This window comes from Pantoea sp. PNT03 (assembly GCF_014852515.1).
GTDB classification, from domain to species: domain Bacteria; phylum Pseudomonadota; class Gammaproteobacteria; order Enterobacterales; family Enterobacteriaceae; genus Pantoea; species Pantoea leporis.
Window position 1 is genome coordinate 210,693 of sequence record NZ_JACVBT010000003.1, and the last position, 19,697, is coordinate 230,389.

Below are 19,697 nucleotides of genomic sequence, written 5' to 3' on the forward strand. Positions count from 1 at the left end.
GCATGAACACGAGCCCTCGTAGCAAAGGTCGTCCGGAAGCGCTGGCCGAGAAGGTTTATCAGGCGCTGAAACAGGACATTTTTGAGTTCCGACTGATGCCGGGCGATCGCTTCAGCGAAAACGAAATCGCCGATCGGCTGGAAGTGAGCCGCACGCCGGTGCGTCAGGCGCTGTTCTGGCTGGAGCGCGAGGGCTACGTCGAAGTGTGGTTCCGCAGCGGTTGGCAGGTGAAGCCGTTTGACTTTGAATATTTCGAAGAGCTGTACGACTTTCGCACCGTGCTGGAGTGCGAAGCGGTGCGCCGCTTGTGCGCACTGCCCGCACCGCAGTGCATCGACATGCTCACCGCGCTGAAAAGCTTCTGGATGGATGCACCGCCGCTGGCCGATGGCAAAGCGGTTTCGGCGCAGGATGAAGCCTTTCACATGGCGCTGGTGGCCGCCGCTGGCAATCAGGAGATGGCGCGCATCCACGCCGAACTGACCGAAAAAATCCGCATCATTCGCCGTCTCGATTTTACCCGAAACGACCGAATGGAGGCGACATACCGCGAGCACGCTCAGATTTTACGGGCGATTTTCCAGCAACAAACTGAGGAGGCGCAGCGCATTTTAACCGACCACATTGCCGTCAGTAAGGCAGAGGTCAGAAAGATCACATTGCATATGTTACAGCAGGCTCGACTTCAACCCATTGAATAACAATACAAACATCGTGAGGGGTTTACTGATGAAAAGACGTTCGTTGCTCAAGGCTTTCGCGCTCTCTGCCTCTGTGGCCAGCATGGGCTTTGCCTTTGCGGCGCAGGCTGCTGACACCATCAAGGTCGGCATTATGTCCTCGCTCTCCGGCACCATGGCGATCTCCGAAACGCCGCTAAAGGATGTGGCGCTGATGACTATCGATGAGATCAACGCCAAAGGCGGCGTGCTGGGCAAAAAGCTGGAACCTGTGGTGGTCGATCCGGCCTCCAACTGGCCGCTGTTCGCTGAGAAAGCGCGCCAGCTGCTGACCCAGGACAAAGTGGCGGCGGTGTTTGGCTGCTGGACTTCGGTATCGCGTAAATCGGTGCTGCCGGTGTTTGAGGAGCTGAACGGCCTACTGTTCTATCCGGTGCAGTACGAAGGCGAAGAGATGTCGCCGAACGTGTTCTACACCGGCGCCGCGCCGAACCAACAGGCGATTCCGGCGGTGGAATACCTGATGAGTGAAGATGGCGGCAGCGCGAAACGCTTCTTCCTGCTGGGCACCGACTACGTCTATCCGCGCACCACCAACAAGATACTGCGCGCCTTCCTGCACACCAAAGGGGTACAGGATAAAGACATCGAAGAGGTCTATACGCCGTTTGGTTACAGCGATTATCAGACCATCGTCTCCAACATTAAGAAGTTCTCTGCCGGTGGCAAAACCGCGGTGATCTCCACCATCAACGGCGACTCCAACGTGCCGTTCTACAAAGAGCTGGCCAATCAGGGCATCAAAGCCACGGATATCCCGGTGATCGCCTTCTCCGTCGGCGAGGAAGAGTTGCGCGGCATTGATACCAAACCGCTGGTCGGTCAGCTAGCGGCGTGGAACTACTTCGAGTCGGTGGATAACCCAACTAACCAGAAGTTCGTCGCGGATTACCGCGCCTACGCTAAGGCGCACAACCTGCCGAACGCCAACACCGTGGTGACGAATGACCCGATGGAAGCGACCTACGTTGGCCTGCACATGTGGGCGCAGGCGGTAGAGAAAGCGGGCACCACCGATGTGGATAAAGTGCGCGCGGCGATGGCGGGACAGACCTTTAAAGCCCCGGACGGTTTCACCCTGACCATGGATAAAACCAACCATCACCTGCATAAGCCAGTGATGATTGGTGAAGTGGAAGAGAACGGTCAGTTCAACGTGGTGTGGCAGACCGAGCAACCGGTACGCGCCCAGCCGTGGAGCCCGTACATCGCGGGTAACGATAAGAAGCCGGACCATCCGGTGAAATCAACGCAGTAGGGGTTGTGCTGGTTGTCCCCCATCCCGGCCTTCCCCCATAAATGGGGGAAGGAGACGCTGCCACATGCATGTTCATTGCTGGCATTGGGCAACGTCTTCCTCCCCCATTTATGGGGGAGGACCGAGGAGGGGGACAGCCACACCAATCCAAACCAAAACAACTTCTCACCATCAGGGCCAGAACCATGACAATCCGCCGTTATCTCTGCTGTCTGCTGTTACTGCTGCCCTGGCTCGCCCAGGCGGGCGATGGCGCAGACTTCGCGGCCGCCAGCCGCGCGCAACAAGCCACGCTGCTCCAGCAGTGGGCCGCCGCACCGCAGGCCAGTCGCTTGCCGCTGCTGCAGGCGCTGCGCAATGAAACCGTGGTCATCGACCAAAAACAGCAGCCGTTCAGCAAACAAGGCGAAGCGTTGCAGCCGCTCGACAGCGCGCAACAGCCCGACGGCGACACCAAAAAGCTGTTCATGAACAACCGCCTGCGCGTATTGATTGCCAGCGCCCTCGCCGCCCATCAGCTGGTGAGCGATGATGCCGCGATCCGTTTACATGCCGCACAACAACTACAAAACGATGGCGTCGCCGATATGCTGCCGCTGATTGAGCAGCGTCTCGCGCTGGAAAAAGACACGAAAGTGCACGACGTACTGCTGATGGCCGCGGCCAACCTGCAGCTCGCCAGCCCGGATGCCGCGCTGCGCCTGAAGGCTGTCAAACTGCTCGGCGAATCCAGCGATCCCAACATGCAAGCCAGCCTCACGCGCTTAACCCAGGCCAGCAATGAACCCGATACCAGCGTGCGTGATGCCGCCGCCGCCAGCCTGAAGCAGATTAAACAGCGCCTGATGTGGGGCGATCTGCTCGGTCAGGCGTTTACCGGCCTGTCGCTCGGTTCGATTCTGCTGCTGGCCGCGCTCGGTCTGGCGATCACCTACGGCCTGCTGGGCGTAATCAACATGGCGCACGGCGAAATGCTGATGCTGGGTGCCTACGCCACCTGGTTTGTGCAAAGCCTGTTCCAGCAGTTCGCACCGCAGTGGCTGGCCTGGTATCCGCTGCTGGCGCTGCCGGTGGCCTTTCTGGTCACCGCCTGCATGGGCATGCTGCTGGAGCGCACCATCATCCGCCATCTGTACGGACGTCCACTGGAAACGCTGCTCGCCACCTGGGGTATCAGCCTGATGCTGATTCAACTGGTGCGCATGCTGTTTGGCGCGCAGAACCTGGAAGTGGCTAACCCAGGCTGGCTCTCCGGCGGGCTGCAGCTATTACCGAATCTGGTGCTGCCGTACAACCGTATCGCGGTGATCCTGTTCGTGTTTGCCGTACTGGCCCTCACCTGGCTGCTGCTGAATAAAACCCGTCTCGGCCTGAGCGTGCGCGCCGTGACGCAGAACCGCGCAATGGCCGACTGCTGCGGCGTGCCGACCGGACGTATCGATATGCTGGCGTTTGGCCTCGGTTCTGGCATCGCCGGACTCGGCGGCGTGGCGCTGTCGCAGCTCGGCAACGTCGGGCCGGAGCTCGGTCAGGGCTACATCATCGACTCCTTCCTCGTGGTGGTGCTGGGTGGCGTCGGCCAACTGGCGGGCACCGTGGTCGCGGCCTTTGGTCTTGGCATTCTTAACAAAGTGCTGGAGCCGCAGATTGGCGCGGTGCTGGGAAAAATCCTCATTCTCGTGCTGATCGTGCTGTTTATCCAGAAACGTCCGCAGGGCCTGTTTGCCTTCAAAGGGAGGGTGATTGACTGATGAGCCAGCCAATGACGTTAACTATTGCGCGCAAAGCGCCACGCCTGACGCTCAGCCTCGGCGTGGTGATCGCTGTGCTGCTGCTGGCGCTGCCGTTCTGCGCCCTGCTGCCCGCCACCCATCCGCTGGCGATCTCCACTTACACGCTAACGCTGGTCGGCAAGATTCTCTGTTACGCCGTGGTCGCAGTGGCGCTCGATTTGGTGTGGGGTTACGCCGGGCTGCTGTCGCTCGGTCACGGCCTGTTCTTCGCGCTTGGCGGCTATGCGATGGGCATGTATTTGATGCGCCAGGCATCCGGCGACGGCCTGCCTGCGTTCATGTCTTTTCTTTCATGGAGTAAGCTGCCGTGGTTTTGGGCGGGCACGCAACATTTTGCCTGGGCGCTGTGCCTGATCATGCTGGTGCCGGGTTTACTGGCGCTGGTGTTTGGCTTCTTCGCCTTCCGCTCGAAAATCAAAGGCGTTTACTTCTCAATCATGACGCAGGCGCTGACCTACGCTGGCATGCTGCTGTTTTTCCGCAACGAAACTGGCTTCGGCGGTAATAACGGCTTTACCGGCTTCACCACATTGCTCGGCTTTAACGTCACCGCTACCGGCACGCGTATTGGACTGTTTGTCGCCACGGTGCTGCTGCTGCTGGTCAGCCTCGGCATTGGCTTCGCGCTGGCACGCAGCAAGTTTGGCCGCGTGTTGACCGCGGTGCGCGATGCGGAGAACCGCCTGATGTTCATCGGATACGATCCCAAAGGCTTCAAGCTGTTTGTCTGGACGCTGTCGGCGGTGCTGTGCGGGCTGGCGGGCGCGCTCTACGTGCCGCAGGTTGGCATTATCAACCCCAGCGAAATGTCGCCAACCAACTCGATTGAAGCGGCGATATGGGTGGCGCTGGGCGGACGCGGCACGCTGATTGGTCCGCTGCTTGGTGCCGCCATCGTTAACGGAGCCAAAAGCTGGTTCACCGTCGCCTTCCCGGAATATTGGCTGTTTTTCCTTGGCCTGATGTTTATCCTGGTCACGCTGTTCCTGCCGCGTGGCGTGATTGGCCTGCTGCGCCGGAGGCGTGATGACTGAACAACTGTTTACCCAACCTCATCCCTCGGATCGCTATCGTGAACAAAGCGATCCGGTATTGCAGCTGGAGAAGATCAACGTCTCGTTCGACGGCTTTCGTGCGCTCACCGATCTCTCACTGAAGATCGGCGTGGGCGAACTGCGCTGCGTGATCGGCCCCAACGGCGCGGGAAAAACCACGCTGATGGATGTGATCACCGGTAAAACCCGGCCGGATAATGGCCAGGTGATCTACGACCAGGATACCGATCTCAGCAAAATGTCGCCGGTGGAGATCGCGCGCGCCGGTATTGGGCGCAAGTTTCAGAAACCCACGGTATTCGAAGCGCTAACGGTATTTGAGAATCTGGAAATCGCGCTGAAAAACGACAAATCGGTGTGGGCCAGCCTGCGTGCGCGGCTGAACGGCGAGCAGCAGGATCGCATTGATGAGGTGCTAAAACTGCTGCGGCTGGGTGCCGAACGCCAGCGCAAAGCCGGTTTGCTGTCGCACGGCCAGAAGCAGTTTCTGGAAATCGGCATGCTGCTGGTACAGGACCCGCATCTGCTGCTGCTGGATGAACCGGCAGCCGGCATGACCGATGCCGAAACCGAATACACCGCCGAGCTGTTTCGCAGCCTCGCCGGTAAGCATTCGCTGATGGTGGTCGAGCACGACATGGGCTTTGTTGAAACCATTGCCGATCACGTCACCGTGCTGCATCAGGGCCAGGTTTTGGCCGAGGGATCGTTACGCGAAGTGCAGGCGGACGATCGGGTTATCGACGTTTATCTGGGGCGTTAACATGCTGCAAGTCGCGGAACTGAATCAATATTACGGCGGCAGCCACATTCTGCGCGGCCTGTCGTTTGAAGCGAAGCCGGGTGAAATTACCTGCATGCTGGGACGTAACGGCGTGGGTAAAACCACGTTACTGAAATGTTTGATGGGGCTGATTCCGGCTAAATCCGGCGAAATTCGCTGGCAGGATAATGTGATCAACAGCCGCAAGCCGCATCAGCGCGTGCAGGCCGGTATCGCTTATGTGCCGCAGGGGCGCGAAATCTTCCCGCGTCTGACGGTGGAAGAGAATCTGCTGATGGGGCTGGCGCGTTTTTCTGGCGCACAGGCCAAAGCGGTGCCGGAGGAGATCTATCAACTGTTTCCGGTGCTGCGTGAGATGAAAGCGCGCCGCGGCGGCGACCTGTCGGGCGGACAACAGCAGCAATTAGCGATTGGCCGCGCCCTCGCCTGTTCACCAAAGCTATTGATCCTCGATGAGCCAACCGAAGGGATCCAGCCGTCGGTGATCAAGGAGATCGGGGCGGTGATCCGCCAGTTGGCGCAGCGCGGTGATATGGCGATCCTGCTGGTCGAGCAGTTTTACGATTTCGCCGCCGAACTGGCCGACAGCTATCTGGTGATGTCGCGCGGCGAGATCGTGCAGCGCGGCGCCGGATCCGCCATGGAAGCCGAGGGCGTACGCGGATTAGTAGCGATTTAGTTGCACCGTTTCTTTGTACGGTGCGCATTTATGCATAGCTGGAAATCAGGTTGCCATGAATGGCGCCCCTAAGGGATTTATAGCGATTTTGAGACTGGAAATGCACTGCAGCCGCAGCGTGGGTGTTGAGGCGACATCCCAACCCGCTGAACGAGTGAGGGATTCCAGGGCGAGCCGCATGGATGCGGCGAGAGGTGGCGCTGAGCAGGAGCGAATCGACACCGGTCCGTCAGGAATCGTGAAGGAGTGAAGGGACCGCGTAGCGGCGGGTTGGGCTGGCGCAAGGCCCGGGAGTGCAGAGGGCGCGGCCAGGCGCCCTCTGCTCGGTCGCCGCACAAAGATGCTGTAACTGCCTAAGCTTAAGGCGAACGAAAGTCGCACTGCGCTTGAGTTATTGGCATTACGCCATGAATGGCGCCCCTATAAAATCCCGGTCTCAACGCTGAAATGGCGCTGTTCGCCGGGGGCCAGCTCAATCAGCGTGCCGGCGCGCTGTGCGGCTTTGAAACCCTCCGGGCGGCAGCTTGACGGCAGCACATAGGCGGCGACCTGCTGATCGCGGTTATGCAGCATCCAGCGCGTGGCGTGCGGGAACTGTTGGCTGGAGAAGCGTGTCATCAGAGCAAACCCTTGCGGTGAGTGCAGCTCGAACTGCATCTCATCACCGTACTGCTGGAGATCGTCGGCGAAAAACACGATCTCCGGATCGCACATCTGCGGCTGATCCAGCTGCTGAAACGCCTGCGGATCGCGCGCCAGTTGATCGGTGTATGCGCGCCACTGCGGGGTAGGTTTGACGTGCGCCGGGATCGAACTGCGCAGCTGGAACGCATCGGTCGGAATTGACTGCTGGAAACGCCCTTGATCCAGCCAGGCGCTGTTCAGATGACACATATACTGCAGCGGCATCGGCGCGCCTGCCAGGTTAGTGACGTTCATCTCAATGTGCAGGCGCGCAGCATTGGCCTCAAGGCGCACCGCCGGTGCGGCAAGATAGTGATGGCCAAAGCCCTTCACATATTCGGTTTCGCCCTCCAGCGACAGGCGATCGTCCTCCAGCACGATCCATGCGCTGTCCATGCGCGCGCAGGCCATTTCGCCATGCAGCGGATGATCGTCATCCTCTGCCGGACAGCCGTTGGCCAGCAGCCCGGAGTGGAAAGCGAAACAGCCGTAGGTATCAATGATCGAACTGCCGGGCAGCGGCTGCTTAAAGCTGTGGCTCATGGTCAGCGAATGGCCGTCAAAGTTGGCGTCCCACACCATCTGACCGTAAAACGGCAGTACGATCACCGTGCCGCGTGGATTGCTGATGCGTACCGCTTCCACGCCTGCGGGATAGCGAAACAGCTCGACGTGGAACGTCTCGTTGCGCAGCAGCGTGGCTGGCGTTTCATGAAACTGCTCACGACGTAACGGTAAACGGGTTTTCATGGCATCTCCTCAACTAAACGACCGGCTGCTTCTGCCTGTTTTTTATGACGCAGCTCGCCCCAGAAGAAGTAACCCACCCAGGCGAAGCACAGCAGCGAAACGCCGAACGCCAGCTGCATCGATCCCAGATGATCGGAGACGAAGCCCTGAATCGCAGGAATAAAGGCAGCACCGACAATCGACATCACGATAAACGCGCCCGCCACTTCGGTGTATTTGTTATCGACGGTCGCCAGCGTTCCAGCGTAGATCGTCGCCCAGCACGGACCAAACAGCGCACTGACCAGGATGGCGGCATAGACAGCGGTAAAGTTCGGCACAAACATCACATACGCCAGCGCCAGAACACCCAGCAGCGAGTAGGCAATCAACACTTTTTCCGCACGGAAGCGCGTCATCAGGACGTTGGCGATAAATTTACCGATAAAGAAGCCGATGAAGCTGTAAATCATAAAGTTAGAGGCATGGCGCTCATTGACCGCGCCGAGCGTCAGCGCCAGACGAATGGTGAACGACCATACCGCCACCTGCATGCCGACATACAAGAACTGCGCCAGAACCCCGCGTTTGAAGTGACGATTCGCCGCCAGGTAGCGGAAAGTCTCGCCGAGCGACGGCAACGATTTTTCACTGCTTTCCGGTTTGCAGCGCGGATAGCGGGTGAAAAGGAACAGCAGCATCACTACAACCAGCACCATCACCAGATATTTGTAGGGTTCCAGCGTATGCTCCAGCATGGTGAGACGGAACGCATGCGCCTGTTCCGCATTCATGCCGGCCAGCTGACTTTCCAGACTGTCGCCCTCCTGAAACACCAGATATTTGCCCAGCACGATGCCCATCAGTGCGCCCACCGGATAGAAGGTCTGGCTGATATTCAGGCGCAGCGTGGCGTGATCGCGATGACCAATCATCGAGCTGTAGGTGTTGGCGGCGGTTTCGAGGAAGCTCAAACCGATGGCGATGGCGAAAATCGCCGCCAGGAACATGGTGTAGGTTGCCATGTGCGACGCGGGATAGAACAGCACGCAGCCCACGATATACAGCGCCAGTCCCAATAAAATCGCCAGTTTATAGGTGGCTTTGCGGATCACCAGCGAGGCCGGAATAGCGATCAGGAAGTAGCCGCCGTAGAACGCGCTCTGCACCAGCGCGCTGGCGAAATCGCTTAACGCGAACACGCTTTTGAATTGGGTGATCAGGATGTCGTTCAGACTCGCCGCACAGCCCCACAACGGGAACAGGCACGAGAGCAAAATGAACTGGAACAGCGGCGTTTTATTCAGATAGCCATCAGATTGCTGAACAATGTTCGGTTGCATAACTCGACCTCAGTGAACGTTGAGAAAACGCTGGAAGGTTTCCGCGTCGGGATAGGAGCGCTGCGTGCCGCGACCGGTCACGCTGCAGGCGGCATAAGCCGAGGCTTGCGCCATCGCGGCCGGGATATCGCCGCTTTTCACCAACTCGTGGGCGAAGCAGCCGATAAAGGCATCGCCCGCGCCGCTGGTATCCACCGCTTTTACCGCGGTGGGGGCAACCTGATGCACGCTGTCGCCAGACATCCACAGCGAACCGCGCCCGCCCAGCGTGATGATCAGGTTTTTCAGCCCGCGTTTGAGCAGCGATTGCCCCGCCAGCTTCACCTCTTCATCCGTGGTGACCGGCATGCCGGTGAGGATCTCCAGCTCGGTTTCATTCGGCATGAAAAAGTCGCATTTGCAGGCGTAGTCGATATTGAGATCCGCCACCGCCGGTGCCGGATTGAGGATCACTTTGATGTCATGCTGACGGGCAAAATCAATGGCGTAATAAACGGTCTCCAGCGGGATCTCCAGCTGCAGGATGATCAACTGGCAGCTTTTCAACGCGTCAGCGGCGGCATCGATATCGGCTGGCTTCAACTGTTGGTTGGCACCTTTAATAATCAGAATGCGGTTCTGCGACTCATCGTCGACGAAGATCGGTGCCACGCCGCTGGAGGTGCCTGGCGCGGTGGTGACGAAGCGGGTATCAACGCCCTGCTGCTGCAGATTGGCCACGGTATTCGGCGCGAACAGATCGTCGCCGACTTTACTCACCATCATCACGCTGCCGCCCATCTTCGCCGCTGCCACAGCCTGATTGGCACCTTTACCCCCGCAGCCGATGGCAAAATCAGGTGCTTCCAGCGTTTCGCCCGCTTTAGGCAGCTGATTGGTATAGGTAATGAGGTCCACCATATTTGACCCAATAACCGCAATATCCATTGTTTTCTCCCGGTGAATTTTTAACTTTATAATGTTATTAAAATAACAATATCAGGTTAATAAAGTTAATTGTGTGATAAATTTCACACCTCGACATCCTGATAAAAAGCCGATAAACAGCCATTAATTGGTAGAAATGAATGTTATTATTCTAACAATGAAACAACATTGAGAATCAGAGCGAAGCGGCTTGAGAGCAACACGTTGGCGGCATTGCATGAGGTTTGCGGGCCGATCTCATTACAGGTAAGATTGAAAACTGGCCTGCTGGATACGTCGCAAATCATTAAAATATGTGAGATTTATCGTGATTTTTGACCAGGCCACTTCGACTTCAGGATTAATTACGCAGAGATGATCATGGAAACCCGGCGCGACGAACGTATTCACAAGTTGGCTCAGGCGCTGAAACGCACCGATAAACTGCACCTGAAAGACGCGGCGCAGCTGCTGGGCGTGTCGGAAATGACCATCCGCCGCGATCTCACCGAACCGGCTTCAACCGTGGTACTGCTGGGCGGCTATATCGTCAGCGATCCGAAAAGCCACGCCGGACACTATTTCATCTCCGATCAGCACGGTCAGAACGCCGCACGCAAACAGCGCCTGGCGCAGGCTGCTGCGGATCTGATCAGTGAAAATGACACGGTATTTTTTGATTGCGGCACCACGCTGCCGTACATCGTAGATGCGATTCCTGACACCTTGCCGTTCACCGCCATCTGCTGCGCGATGAACACTTTCCTGGCGTTGAAAGAGAAACCGGCCTGCAACGTGATCCTGAGCGGCGGTGAGTTCCACGCCGATAACGCGCTGTTCACGCCGATTGGCGCGCATTCGATCCTCGACGATCTCTGCCCGACGCTGGCCTTTATTTCGGCGGCAGGTATCGATCAGGAACAGGGCGCCACCTGCTACAACATTAACGAGCTGGCGATGAAGCACCACGCGATGCTGCGCGCACGTCAGCGCGTGCTGGTGGCGGACAGCAGTAAATTTGGCAAAGTGCTGCCCGCGCGTATCGGTGAATTGCGCCGTTTTGATTTGCTGGTCAGCGATAGCGCACCCGAACCGGCGCTGAAGAGCTGGCTGGCACAACAGAATATTCCGCTGCGATTGCCTAAAGCTTAGAATTCCTCTGTTTCTATTACCGGGAAATAAAACCAGACCCTAAATACTTCGTGTTGCAGGAAGGCGGCAAGTGGGTTCATCCCCAGGAGCATACATTAGTATGTGACTGGGGTGGGCACACGCAGCCAATGCACCTGCAGCGCGAAGTATGACGGGTATGAATAAAGGGTGAAAACAGCTAAACTTCTGTACCTAAAGTTCATAACTCACAGACCAAAAGGCTCAATACAACGTGGCTCAATTCGTCTATAGCATGCATCGCGTCGGCAAGGTCGTTCCGCCGAAGCGTCACATCCTGAAGAATATTTCTCTTAGCTTCTTCCCTGGAGCAAAAATCGGTGTACTCGGCCTGAACGGCTCGGGTAAATCGACGCTGCTGCGCATCATGGCCGGTATCGATACCGATATCGAAGGGGAAGCACGCCCACAGCCGGGCATCAATGTGGGTTATCTGCCGCAGGAACCGCAGTTGAACCCGGAGCACACCGTGCGTGAATCCGTTGAAGAAGCGGTTTCAGAAGTGGTTGGCGCGCTGAAGCGCCTCGACGAAGTGTATGCGCTGTATGCCGATCCCGATGCGGATTTCGACAAGCTGGCCGCTGAACAGGGCCGTCTGGAAGAAGTGATCCAGGCGCACGATGGTCACAACCTCGATACCCAGCTGAACCGTGCCGCCGACGCGATGCGTCTGCCAGACTGGGATGCCAAAATCGCTACCCTTTCCGGTGGTGAGCGCCGCCGCGTGGCGCTGTGCCGTCTGCTGCTGGAAAAGCCAGACATGCTGCTGCTCGACGAACCGACCAACCACCTGGATGCCGAATCCGTGGCGTGGCTCGAGCGCTTCCTGCACGACTTCGAAGGCACCGTTGTGGCGATCACGCATGACCGTTACTTCCTGGATAACGTGGCTGGCTGGATTCTGGAACTGGACCGCGGTGAAGGTATTCCGTGGGAAGGTAACTACTCTTCCTGGCTGGAGCAAAAAGATCAGCGTCTGGCGCAGGAAGCTTCTTCTGAAGCGGCGCGTCGCAAATCTATCGAGAAAGAGCTGGAGTGGGTGCGTCAAGGCGCGAAAGGCCGTCAGTCGAAGGGCAAAGCCCGTCTGGCACGCTTTGAAGAGCTGAACAACACCGATTACCAGAAGCGTAACGAAACCAACGAACTCTTCATTCCACCTGGTGCTCGCCTCGGCGACAAAGTGCTGGAAGTGACCAACCTGAAGAAATCGTATGGCGATCGCGTGCTGATCGACGATCTGACCTTCTCTGTACCGAAAGGCGCGATTGTTGGCATCATCGGCCCGAACGGCGCGGGTAAATCTACGCTGTTCCGCATGATGTCAGGTCAGGAGCAACCGGATTCCGGCACCATCGAGCTGGGCGAAACCGTCAAGCTGGCGTCAGTTGATCAGTTCCGTGACGCAATGGACAATTCCAAAACCGTGTTTGAAGAAGTGTCTGGCGGTCAGGACATTATGCGCGTTGGCAACACCGAGATGCCAAGCCGTGCTTACGTCGGTCGCTTCAACTTTAAAGGCACCGATCAGGGCAAACGCGTGGGTGAGCTGTCAGGGGGTGAGCGCGGTCGTCTGCACCTCGCCAAGCTGCTGCAAGTCGGCGGCAACCTGCTGCTGCTCGATGAACCAACCAACGACCTCGACATCGAAACTCTGCGCGCGCTGGAAAACGCCCTGCTGGAATTCCCGGGCTGTGCCATGGTGATCTCGCATGACCGTTGGTTCCTGGACCGTATCGCCACCCACATCATCGATTATCAGGATGAAGGCAAGGTGGAGTTCTTCGAAGGTAACTTTACCGAGTACGAAGAGTACAAGAAACGCACCCTCGGCGCCGACGCGCTCGAGCCGAAGCGTATCAAGTACAAGCGTATGACGAAGTAAGTCTGTTGCTGTGAAAAAGGCGCCATTAGGCGCCTTTTTTTATGGCTGAATCAGCTGCCCAGCATCTGCTTTACTAACTCGACACAACGCAGGAAGCGCGTGTCATAGTCATCTTCTTTAACGTGCACAAACTCGATATTGTTTTCACGCAGCATGGTGATCAGCATGGTCTGGAACTCGCGACGATCCATTGAGCTGCCGAGGCTGCGCAATCCATCCGCCACCCAGGGCACGTTGTTTTCCAGCAAAATCACCAGGTCGAAACGGTACTCATCAATCAACGCCTGCACAAACGGATGCTCGCGACCTTCGTACTTGAGGCAAAACGCCTGCGTAGTGATGAAATCGGTATCGATAAAGGCGACTTTACTGGCGTACTTCACTGCGAAGTCGATGTACTGGGCCTGACCGAGCGCGATTTTGTCGTAGTCGGAATATTGCAGCGCCATTTCGTCGCCACCGAGGTGCGAGAAGACATAATCGCGGCCATATTCCCATGCGCTGGTGGTGTTGAAGATGTTCGCCAGCTTGTTCACCAGCGTTGATTTGCCGCTCGACTCGCCGCCCAGCACCGCCACGGTGCGCACGAAGAACGGCTTCACTTCGGTCGGAATATATTCCCAGTAGCGGAATGGATCCTGACGAATCTGGCCGCCGCTGATGTTCATAAAGGATCGATTGGGATCGATCACCACCGCCGGAATGCCGAGGTGCTGCTCATACATCGCGGCATCGGGCTCTTCACTGGTGTAGATACAATTCGGCTCAATGCCCTGCTCAGCCAGAAAGGTTTTGACGCCGCCGCTCCACACATCCCAGCCGTGCGGATAAGGTTCAATGCCCTCTTCATCAAACGAATGGATGCGGATATTTTTCTGGTATTTGAAGGTTTGCAGCAACCAGCGTAGTCGATCGCTGATGGTCGGCTGCTGCGACATGGCGCTGTTTTCAAACAGTTCACGATCGCGCGGCTCGTCGTGGCCCATGATGATATGCAGCTCATCCACCTGACTGCAGGCGCGCTGGATTAAATAGATGTGGCCGGTATGCAGCGGATAAAATTTCCCGAACACCACGCCAACGGTTTTATCGCGGCGCGGAAATTCCAGGCCAAGAAAACGGTGCAGCGCTTCCAGCTTCTGCGCGCTCGGGCTTTTAATTTTGGCGTTGAGCAGCTGGCTTAAGTAGCCTTTGGTCATTCCGCTGGCGTCGGCAACCTGCTGCAGCGTGTGGCCTTGCTGGCGAATGGCTGTTTTCAGGTAGTCAAACGATGACATTTAGTGCCTCCTGCGTGGAATAAAGGGCGGTGCGGCCTTTAAGACGGTGCGCATAAATGCGCACCCTACAAACGTAGGGTCGGCATTCATGCCGACCGGTAAAACTTACAACTCATCCAGAATCGCTAACGCATCCGCCAGCTTCTTCGCGCTGTACACCTTCATCCCTTCGACCGGTTTCTTCGGTGCATTACCGGCCGGGACGATGGCGCGCTTAAAGCCGTGTTTCGCCGCTTCGGAAATGCGCTCCTGGCCGCTCGGCACCGGGCGAATTTCGCCGGCAAGGCCCACTTCACCAAAGATCACCAGATCCTGCGGCAGCGGACGATCGCGGAAGCTCGATACCATCGCCATCAGCAGCGCCAAATCGACGCTGGTTTCGGTGACTTTTACGCCGCCGACCACGTTAACGAATACATCCTGATCCGCCATCTGCAAGCCGCCGTGGCGATGCAGTACCGCTAACAGGATTGCCAGGCGATTCTGCTCCAGACCCACCGCGACGCGGCGTGGGTTGCCCATCATCGAATGGTCCACCAGCGCCTGAATCTCGACCAGCAGCGGACGCGTACCTTCCCACAGCACCATCACCGAACTGCCCGAGGTGATCTCATCACCGCGTGACAGGAAGATGGCCGACGGATTGCTGACTTCGCGCATGCCTTGTTCGGTCATGGCGAACACGCCGAGCTCATTCACCGCGCCAAAGCGGTTTTTATGGCTGCGTAAGGTGCGGAAACGGGAATCAGCGTCGCCATCCAGCATCACCGAACAGTCGATACAGTGTTCCAGCACTTTCGGGCCGGCCAGCGAACCGTCTTTGGTGACGTGACCGACCATGATGATCGCCACGCCGCGCGTTTTGGCGAAGCGTGTCAGGTAGGCGGCCGTTTCACGCACCTGCGCTACGCTGCCCGGCGAGGATTGGATCTCCGCCATGTGCATTACCTGAATCGAGTCGATCACCATCAGTTTCGGCTGCTCCTGCTCGGCGATCAGGCAGATCTGCTCGATGCTGGTTTCCGACAACATATTGAGGTTTTCGGTCGGTAATCCCAGACGATGGGCGCGCATCGCCACCTGTTGCAGTGACTCTTCGCCGGTGACATACAGAGTTTTCATCCCTTCTGCCAGCTTGCACATCACCTGCAGCAGCAGCGTCGATTTACCGGCACCCGGATTACCACCAATTAAGATGGCGCTGCCCGGCACCACGCCGCCGCCCAATACGCGATCGAACTCTTTGAAACTGGTTGAGAAACGCGGCAGGGCTTCGAGGCTGATCTCCGACAGCTTCTGCACGCGGCTAACGCCCGCGTTGCCGCCGGCATAACCGCTCAGGCGCTCATTACGCGCCGCCGCAGGCGAGGCGGCAATGCGCACCTCGGTAATGGTGTTCCACGCATGACAGGCGCTGCATTGCCCCTGCCAGCGCGGATAATCAGCGCCGCATTCGTTACAAACGAAGGCGCGTTTTGCCGCTTTGGCCAAATCAAATCCTCAGTTAACGCTCTTCGTGAATCAGGCTGCCGGTCAGGATGCAGAACACACCCATCAGGTCAGCATGACGGATGATGATTTCCGTCTGCTCATTCACTTTAGGTTTAGCATGATAGGCGATACCCAGCGCCGCGGTTTTAATCATCGGCAGATCGTTGGCACCATCACCAATCGCCACGGTTTGTTCCGGCGCAATTTCAAAGCGCTTTGCCAGATCGTTCAGGGTATCGGCTTTAAATTGGGCGTCGACAATTTGTCCCAGCACCTGGCCGGTTAGCTTGCCGTCGCGAATTTCCAGCTCGTTGGCCACCGCCGCGGCTAAATGCAGCGTATGGCGCAAATAGTCGGCGTAGAAGGTAAAGCCGCCCGAGGCGATCGCCACCTGCCAGCCCAGCGCCTGCAGCTTCTGCACCAGCGTGGTTAAGCCTGGCATCAGCGGCAGCGCATCGCGCACTTGCATCAGGATATTGGCATCGGCGCCCGCCAGGATGCCGACGCGCTCGCGCAGGCTGGCTTTGAAATCCAGCTCGCCGCGCATCGCGCGCTCGGTGACTTCCGCCACCTGCTCGCCGCAGCCCGCCAGTTTGGCGATCTCATCGATGCACTCAATCTGGATCGCGGTGGAATCCATGTCCATCACCAGCAAACCTGGCGTTTTCAGATGCGGGATTTTGCCAAGCGGTGCCACATCAAAACCGGCTTCATGCGCCAGTTTGCTGGCGCGCGGCGTCAGCGAGCCTGCCAGACGTATCACCTGATACTCATCGACATTCCAGGCGCTGACGATCACCATCGCCGCCCCCAGCTTATGCTGATAATCGGTGAGTTTTTGTTTATCGAGCCCGCGCCCATACAGCAACCAGCCAGTCCGACCAGCACGGTAATCCAGCGGCATCACTTCATCACCGCTGAGGGAAAGGGGTAAACCCGGCCAAAGTGAAACATCGGCGGGCAGATCGCACCAGGTAAGACGATTTGGCATTACAGCTCCTGTAGGGACAACAAAACCACGCAAGAGGCTACCTTGTCTGCGCGGGTTCTGGCAACATAATTGCCAGCCTTTCTGCTGTTACATCACACGGGTTTCTGATGGTTAAAACCGCACTGAAATTTCGCCTGCATCGCACGGTGATTGTTCTTATCTCGCTGGCTCTGTTAGTGGTTCTGATGCAAGGCGCATCCTGGTTTAGCCTCGGCCATCAAATGGCTCGCTCTGAACAAGTGGAAGAACTGGCGCGCACGTTGACCAAACAGGTGGCGTTTAGCCTTAAACCGTTGATGGATAACAGCGACGATAACCGCACGCAGATTGCCGCCATCCTCAATCAGATGACCGACAACAGCCGCATTCTTGATGCTTCCGTCTACGCCGATGATGGCAGCCTGGTGGCGCACAGCGGCGAAAGCATTAATGTGCGCGATCGGCTGTCGCTGGATGGCAAACGCGCTGGTAGCTACTTCAACCATCAAATTGTGCAGCCGCTGGAAGGCAAAGATGGCCCGCAAGGTTTCCTGCGCGTCACGCTGGATACTCACGTGCTGGTGACGGAATCACGTCAGGTGGATAACACCACCAACATCCTGCGCCTGATGATGTTACTGGCGCTGGCCATCGGCATTATCCTGACGCGCACCCTGCTGCGCGACCGCCGCACCCGCTGGCAGCAATCGCCGTTCCTGCTAACGGCGAGCCGCACGGTGAAAGAGGATAAAGAGAAAGAGCAAGAAGAGGCGGCGGCGGCAACCACAGAGACTGAAAAAGAGCGTTAAGCCATTTTATGCATTGTTACTTCCATCGCTTCCAGTTGCTGTAATGCCTGCCCGGCAATGCTGCGGAAGTTCGCGCTAAACTCAGCATCCTCTGCAATCGCTTGCCAGTAGATTTTCGCCATAGCGCTGGCAGCGCGCCACACGGCGCCTGGCAGCGCGAAATCCAGCGTCAGTTTGACTTCATCGCGCATGTGCCCCTGAGAATTGGGCGCCAGCGCCATCGGCAGCATGTCGTAAGCCGGTGTCAGGCTGAAACGTTCTTCATCAGTAAAGAAAGACAGATTGCCCGCGTGCATGTCGCTATTGGCAATCAGTCGTCCAAACGCCCACTGCAAAGTCCCGCGTTCAACCGCTACCGCATCAACACGTTGCTGACGCTGCAACTCACGCAGCGCATCCGGCCAGTGTTGTTGATGGCCGATAAACTCTGCGCTTACCGCTTCTAATGAACTCATGCAGCGTCGACCACGTTGATGAATGCGATCAAAACGCTGCACTTCGAAAAACAATTGTCCTTCACTATCAATCAGCTGGCTATGTGCGGCAGGCAATCCCGCCGCCAGTAAATGTTGCAACGCCAGATGCTCCGCGCGTAACAAATCACGCCAGCGCTCAGCATTATCACTTTGACGGGCGACGGTAAATTTCACCAGACAATGACGATCGCCATTCGCCGTTGCGGCATAGCACAGGAATTTCGGTTGTTCGCCGCCAGCCGATGAGCCCGGTTCATCGCCGCTCAGCGCCTGTTGTGCCATCAGCGGATAACGCGCGATTTTTTGCGCCTCGCTGATGGCTTGCGGTGCGGGCTGTTGCAGCCAACGCTGGTATGTCATGTCGCCAACAATAAAAGCGCCCGGCATATCGATGCCGCCGCTTGCCAGCGCCATCAGGCACTGCTCATCACTCCAGAGACGAATATCATCCGTCAGCGCGAGCTGTGGCGCGTATTCACGGCCCCATTGTCGGCCCAGAAAACCTTGCGGACGCATCTCCTGCAGGAACCACGGTAAGCCGTCATAAAAGCGGCCTTGATCGTGCTGGTCCAGATGCAGACAACTGCCCTGCGGCCAGGTTGGCAAAAGGATGCCAGCGGGCGATGCCTGACCTTCAGCAGAAATACGATACAGCGGGAAGCGGCTTTCACCCCGGATGGGCCGCAGCAACGCATAACGCGTCGCGCGCGCTTTGCCCCATTTGATAATCTGCGGCTGCTGACGCAGTTGGCGCGAAAGCGTGGCCTGGCTGATATGCAATCGAGCCAGCAGATCCGCCGCGCTAAGCGGTCCTTCCAGCAGCAAACTTTGTAGCTCAGCCATTGCCGCCACCTTACCTGATGAATAGATTGATGAATAGATTCATGCATAGATAATAACATAAAAAAAAGCCCGCACAGCGGGCTTCTCAGCATCATCACGATGGTAACGATGAATAGATACTTTTAACCTTCCGTCAGAATCGTTTCCAGCTCGGCCAGCGTTTTCACCTGCCAGGTTGGCGTGATGTGATCGGGTAACGGACGCGTACCGTGATCGATCCAGCAGGTCTTCAGGCCGGCATTCATGCCGCCGAGAATATCTGATTCTGGCGTATCGCCGACCATCAGCACGCGGCTGCGATCCGGGTTGCCCAGCAAGGCCAGCGTGTGATCAAAAATCGCCACGTCAGGTTTCGGTACGCCAACTTCTTCAGAAATCACCAGCGCATCAAACACATCGAGGAATCCGGTACGCTCAAGTCGCGCCTGCTGTAACGCAGTGAAACCGTTGGTGATGATAGCGATTTTCACTTTGCCTTTCAGCGTTGATAACAGGTGGGCTGCGCCTTCCAGCGGCAGGCAGATATCGGCCATTGCGCTGAGGAAATCACTGTTGAGTACTTCGGGTGCGACGCTCAGCTTTTCGCCCCACAAGGTGAAGCGGCGCGTTTGCAGCTGCAGTGCGGAAATGGTGCCGTTCTGGTAATCGACCCACAGCGGCTTGTTGATCGCCTGATAATCGGTGTAATCCTGCGCAGAAAATTGCACGTCATAGCGGGCAAACATGCGCTGCAAACCAGCGTAAGCATCGAAATGGAAAAGCGTTTCGTCTGCATCAAACAGGATGCAGTCCCAATCGTTTAGCATGG

17 protein-coding genes are annotated in these 19,697 nt (G+C 57.4%); 9 read left to right on the plus strand and 8 right to left on the minus strand.

Annotated elements, in window-relative coordinates; all coding sequences use genetic code 11:
* Positions 1-2 precede the first annotated feature (2 nt).
* From IB226_RS12695 to urtE, 6 genes are all read left to right on the plus strand, one after another.
* Complete coding sequence (locus IB226_RS12695; protein ID WP_192235768.1) at positions 3-701, plus strand: GntR family transcriptional regulator; 699 nt, start codon at positions 3-5, stop codon at positions 699-701.
* A gap of 28 nt (positions 702-729) precedes the next feature.
* The gene (gene urtA, locus IB226_RS12700) at positions 730-1,998 is read left to right on the plus strand and encodes an urea ABC transporter substrate-binding protein (protein ID WP_110867492.1); all 1,269 of its coding nucleotides are present in this window, start codon (positions 730-732) and stop codon (positions 1,996-1,998) included.
* 185 nt (positions 1,999-2,183) lie between these two features.
* The gene (urtB, locus tag IB226_RS12705) at positions 2,184-3,749 is read left to right on the plus strand and encodes an urea ABC transporter permease subunit UrtB (protein WP_192235770.1); all 1,566 of its coding nucleotides are present in this window, start codon (positions 2,184-2,186) and stop codon (positions 3,747-3,749) included.
* Positions 3,749-4,825, plus strand: coding sequence for an urea ABC transporter permease subunit UrtC (urtC, locus tag IB226_RS12710; RefSeq protein ID WP_192235772.1), 1,077 nt, complete (start codon positions 3,749-3,751; stop codon positions 4,823-4,825). Before urtB ends, urtC begins: the two co-directional genes overlap by 1 nt.
* The gene (gene urtD, locus IB226_RS12715) at positions 4,818-5,609 is read left to right on the plus strand and encodes an urea ABC transporter ATP-binding protein UrtD (protein ID WP_110867489.1); all 792 of its coding nucleotides are present in this window, start codon (positions 4,818-4,820) and stop codon (positions 5,607-5,609) included. Before urtC ends, urtD begins: the two co-directional genes overlap by 8 nt.
* 1 nt (position 5,610) lies before the next feature.
* On the plus strand, positions 5,611-6,309 hold the full coding sequence (urtE, locus tag IB226_RS12720; protein ID WP_192235774.1) for an urea ABC transporter ATP-binding subunit UrtE: 699 nt from the start codon (positions 5,611-5,613) through the stop codon (positions 6,307-6,309).
* 420 nt (positions 6,310-6,729) lie between these two features.
* Here urtE and IB226_RS12725 read toward each other — a convergent pair whose 3' ends face one another.
* The 3 genes from IB226_RS12725 to rbsK are packed head-to-tail and all read right to left on the minus strand — an operon-like array spanning position 6,730 to position 9,992.
* On the minus strand, positions 6,730-7,743 hold the full coding sequence (locus IB226_RS12725; RefSeq protein ID WP_192235776.1) for an aldose 1-epimerase family protein: 1,014 nt from the start codon (positions 7,741-7,743) through the stop codon (positions 6,730-6,732).
* On the minus strand, positions 7,740-9,065 hold the full coding sequence (gene fucP / locus IB226_RS12730; protein ID WP_192235778.1) for an L-fucose:H+ symporter permease: 1,326 nt from the start codon (positions 9,063-9,065) through the stop codon (positions 7,740-7,742). The genes IB226_RS12725 and fucP overlap by 4 nt, the downstream gene beginning before the upstream one ends.
* A gap of 9 nt (positions 9,066-9,074) precedes the next feature.
* Positions 9,075-9,992, minus strand: a complete 918-nt coding sequence (gene rbsK, locus IB226_RS12735) for a ribokinase (protein ID WP_110867485.1) — start codon at positions 9,990-9,992, stop codon at positions 9,075-9,077.
* Positions 9,993-10,352: 360 nt separating this feature from the next.
* Between rbsK and deoR the strand changes: the two genes are divergently transcribed.
* Both deoR and ettA read left to right on the plus strand, forming a co-directional pair.
* Positions 10,353-11,123 (plus strand): DNA-binding transcriptional repressor DeoR, encoded by a 771-nt coding sequence (gene deoR, locus IB226_RS12740; protein ID WP_101762370.1) that lies wholly within the window; start codon positions 10,353-10,355, stop codon positions 11,121-11,123.
* A 232-nt stretch (positions 11,124-11,355) separates the two neighbouring features.
* Entirely contained in the window at positions 11,356-13,023 is a 1,668-nt protein-coding gene (gene ettA / locus IB226_RS12745; RefSeq protein WP_008101764.1) for an energy-dependent translational throttle protein EttA, read from the plus strand.
* Positions 13,024-13,073: 50 nt separating this feature from the next.
* Here ettA and nadR read toward each other — a convergent pair whose 3' ends face one another.
* From nadR to serB, 3 genes are all read right to left on the minus strand, one after another.
* Positions 13,074-14,300 carry a multifunctional transcriptional regulator/nicotinamide-nucleotide adenylyltransferase/ribosylnicotinamide kinase NadR gene (nadR, locus tag IB226_RS12750; RefSeq protein WP_110867484.1) on the minus strand — a complete coding sequence of 409 codons (1,227 nt, stop codon included), beginning with the start codon at positions 14,298-14,300 and terminating at the stop codon, positions 13,074-13,076.
* Positions 14,301-14,405: 105 nt separating this feature from the next.
* Complete coding sequence (gene radA, locus IB226_RS12755; RefSeq protein WP_007886867.1) at positions 14,406-15,791, minus strand: DNA repair protein RadA; 1,386 nt, start codon at positions 15,789-15,791, stop codon at positions 14,406-14,408.
* A gap of 13 nt (positions 15,792-15,804) precedes the next feature.
* Positions 15,805-16,782 (minus strand): phosphoserine phosphatase, encoded by a 978-nt coding sequence (serB, locus tag IB226_RS12760; RefSeq protein ID WP_192235780.1) that lies wholly within the window; start codon positions 16,780-16,782, stop codon positions 15,805-15,807.
* A 107-nt stretch (positions 16,783-16,889) separates the two neighbouring features.
* On the opposite strand from serB, the gene IB226_RS12765 reads away from it, so the two are divergent.
* Positions 16,890-17,570: a YtjB family periplasmic protein gene (locus IB226_RS12765; RefSeq protein WP_101762182.1), complete on the plus strand. Its 681-nt coding sequence runs from the start codon at positions 16,890-16,892 to the stop codon at positions 17,568-17,570.
* On the opposite strand, the gene yjjJ is transcribed toward IB226_RS12765, so the two are convergent.
* Positions 17,567-18,889 carry a type II toxin-antitoxin system HipA family toxin YjjJ gene (gene yjjJ, locus IB226_RS12770; protein WP_192235782.1) on the minus strand — a complete coding sequence of 441 codons (1,323 nt, stop codon included), beginning with the start codon at positions 18,887-18,889 and terminating at the stop codon, positions 17,567-17,569. The genes IB226_RS12765 and yjjJ overlap by 4 nt on opposite strands.
* 122 nt (positions 18,890-19,011) lie before the next feature.
* Positions 19,012-19,695 carry a pyrimidine 5'-nucleotidase gene (gene yjjG, locus IB226_RS12775; RefSeq protein WP_101762184.1) on the minus strand — a complete coding sequence of 228 codons (684 nt, stop codon included), beginning with the start codon at positions 19,693-19,695 and terminating at the stop codon, positions 19,012-19,014.
* Between the last annotated feature and the right edge of the window lie 2 nt (positions 19,696-19,697).

Coding starts and splice junctions, on each gene's coding strand:
- yjjJ (WP_192235782.1), bottom strand. CDS start 18,889: ATGGCTGAGCTACAAAGTTTGCTGCTGGAAGGACCGCTTAGCGCGGCG.
- nadR (WP_110867484.1), bottom strand. CDS start 14,300: ATGTCATCGTTTGACTACCTGAAAACAGCCATTCGCCAGCAAGGCCAC.
- serB (WP_192235780.1), bottom strand. CDS start 16,782: ATGCCAAATCGTCTTACCTGGTGCGATCTGCCCGCCGATGTTTCACTT.
- urtD (WP_110867489.1), top strand. CDS start 4,818: ATGACTGAACAACTGTTTACCCAACCTCATCCCTCGGATCGCTATCGT.
- rbsK (WP_110867485.1), bottom strand. CDS start 9,992: ATGGATATTGCGGTTATTGGGTCAAATATGGTGGACCTCATTACCTAT.
- IB226_RS12765 (WP_101762182.1), top strand. CDS start 16,890: ATGGTTAAAACCGCACTGAAATTTCGCCTGCATCGCACGGTGATTGTT.
- deoR (WP_101762370.1), top strand. CDS start 10,353: ATGGAAACCCGGCGCGACGAACGTATTCACAAGTTGGCTCAGGCGCTG.
- IB226_RS12725 (WP_192235776.1), bottom strand. CDS start 7,743: ATGAAAACCCGTTTACCGTTACGTCGTGAGCAGTTTCATGAAACGCCA.
- fucP (WP_192235778.1), bottom strand. CDS start 9,065: ATGCAACCGAACATTGTTCAGCAATCTGATGGCTATCTGAATAAAACG.
- yjjG (WP_101762184.1), bottom strand. CDS start 19,695: ATGCTAAACGATTGGGACTGCATCCTGTTTGATGCAGACGAAACGCTT.
- IB226_RS12695 (WP_192235768.1), top strand. CDS start 3: ATGAACACGAGCCCTCGTAGCAAAGGTCGTCCGGAAGCGCTGGCCGAG.
- urtB (WP_192235770.1), top strand. CDS start 2,184: ATGACAATCCGCCGTTATCTCTGCTGTCTGCTGTTACTGCTGCCCTGG.
- urtC (WP_192235772.1), top strand. CDS start 3,749: ATGAGCCAGCCAATGACGTTAACTATTGCGCGCAAAGCGCCACGCCTG.
- urtA (WP_110867492.1), top strand. CDS start 730: ATGAAAAGACGTTCGTTGCTCAAGGCTTTCGCGCTCTCTGCCTCTGTG.
- urtE (WP_192235774.1), top strand. CDS start 5,611: ATGCTGCAAGTCGCGGAACTGAATCAATATTACGGCGGCAGCCACATT.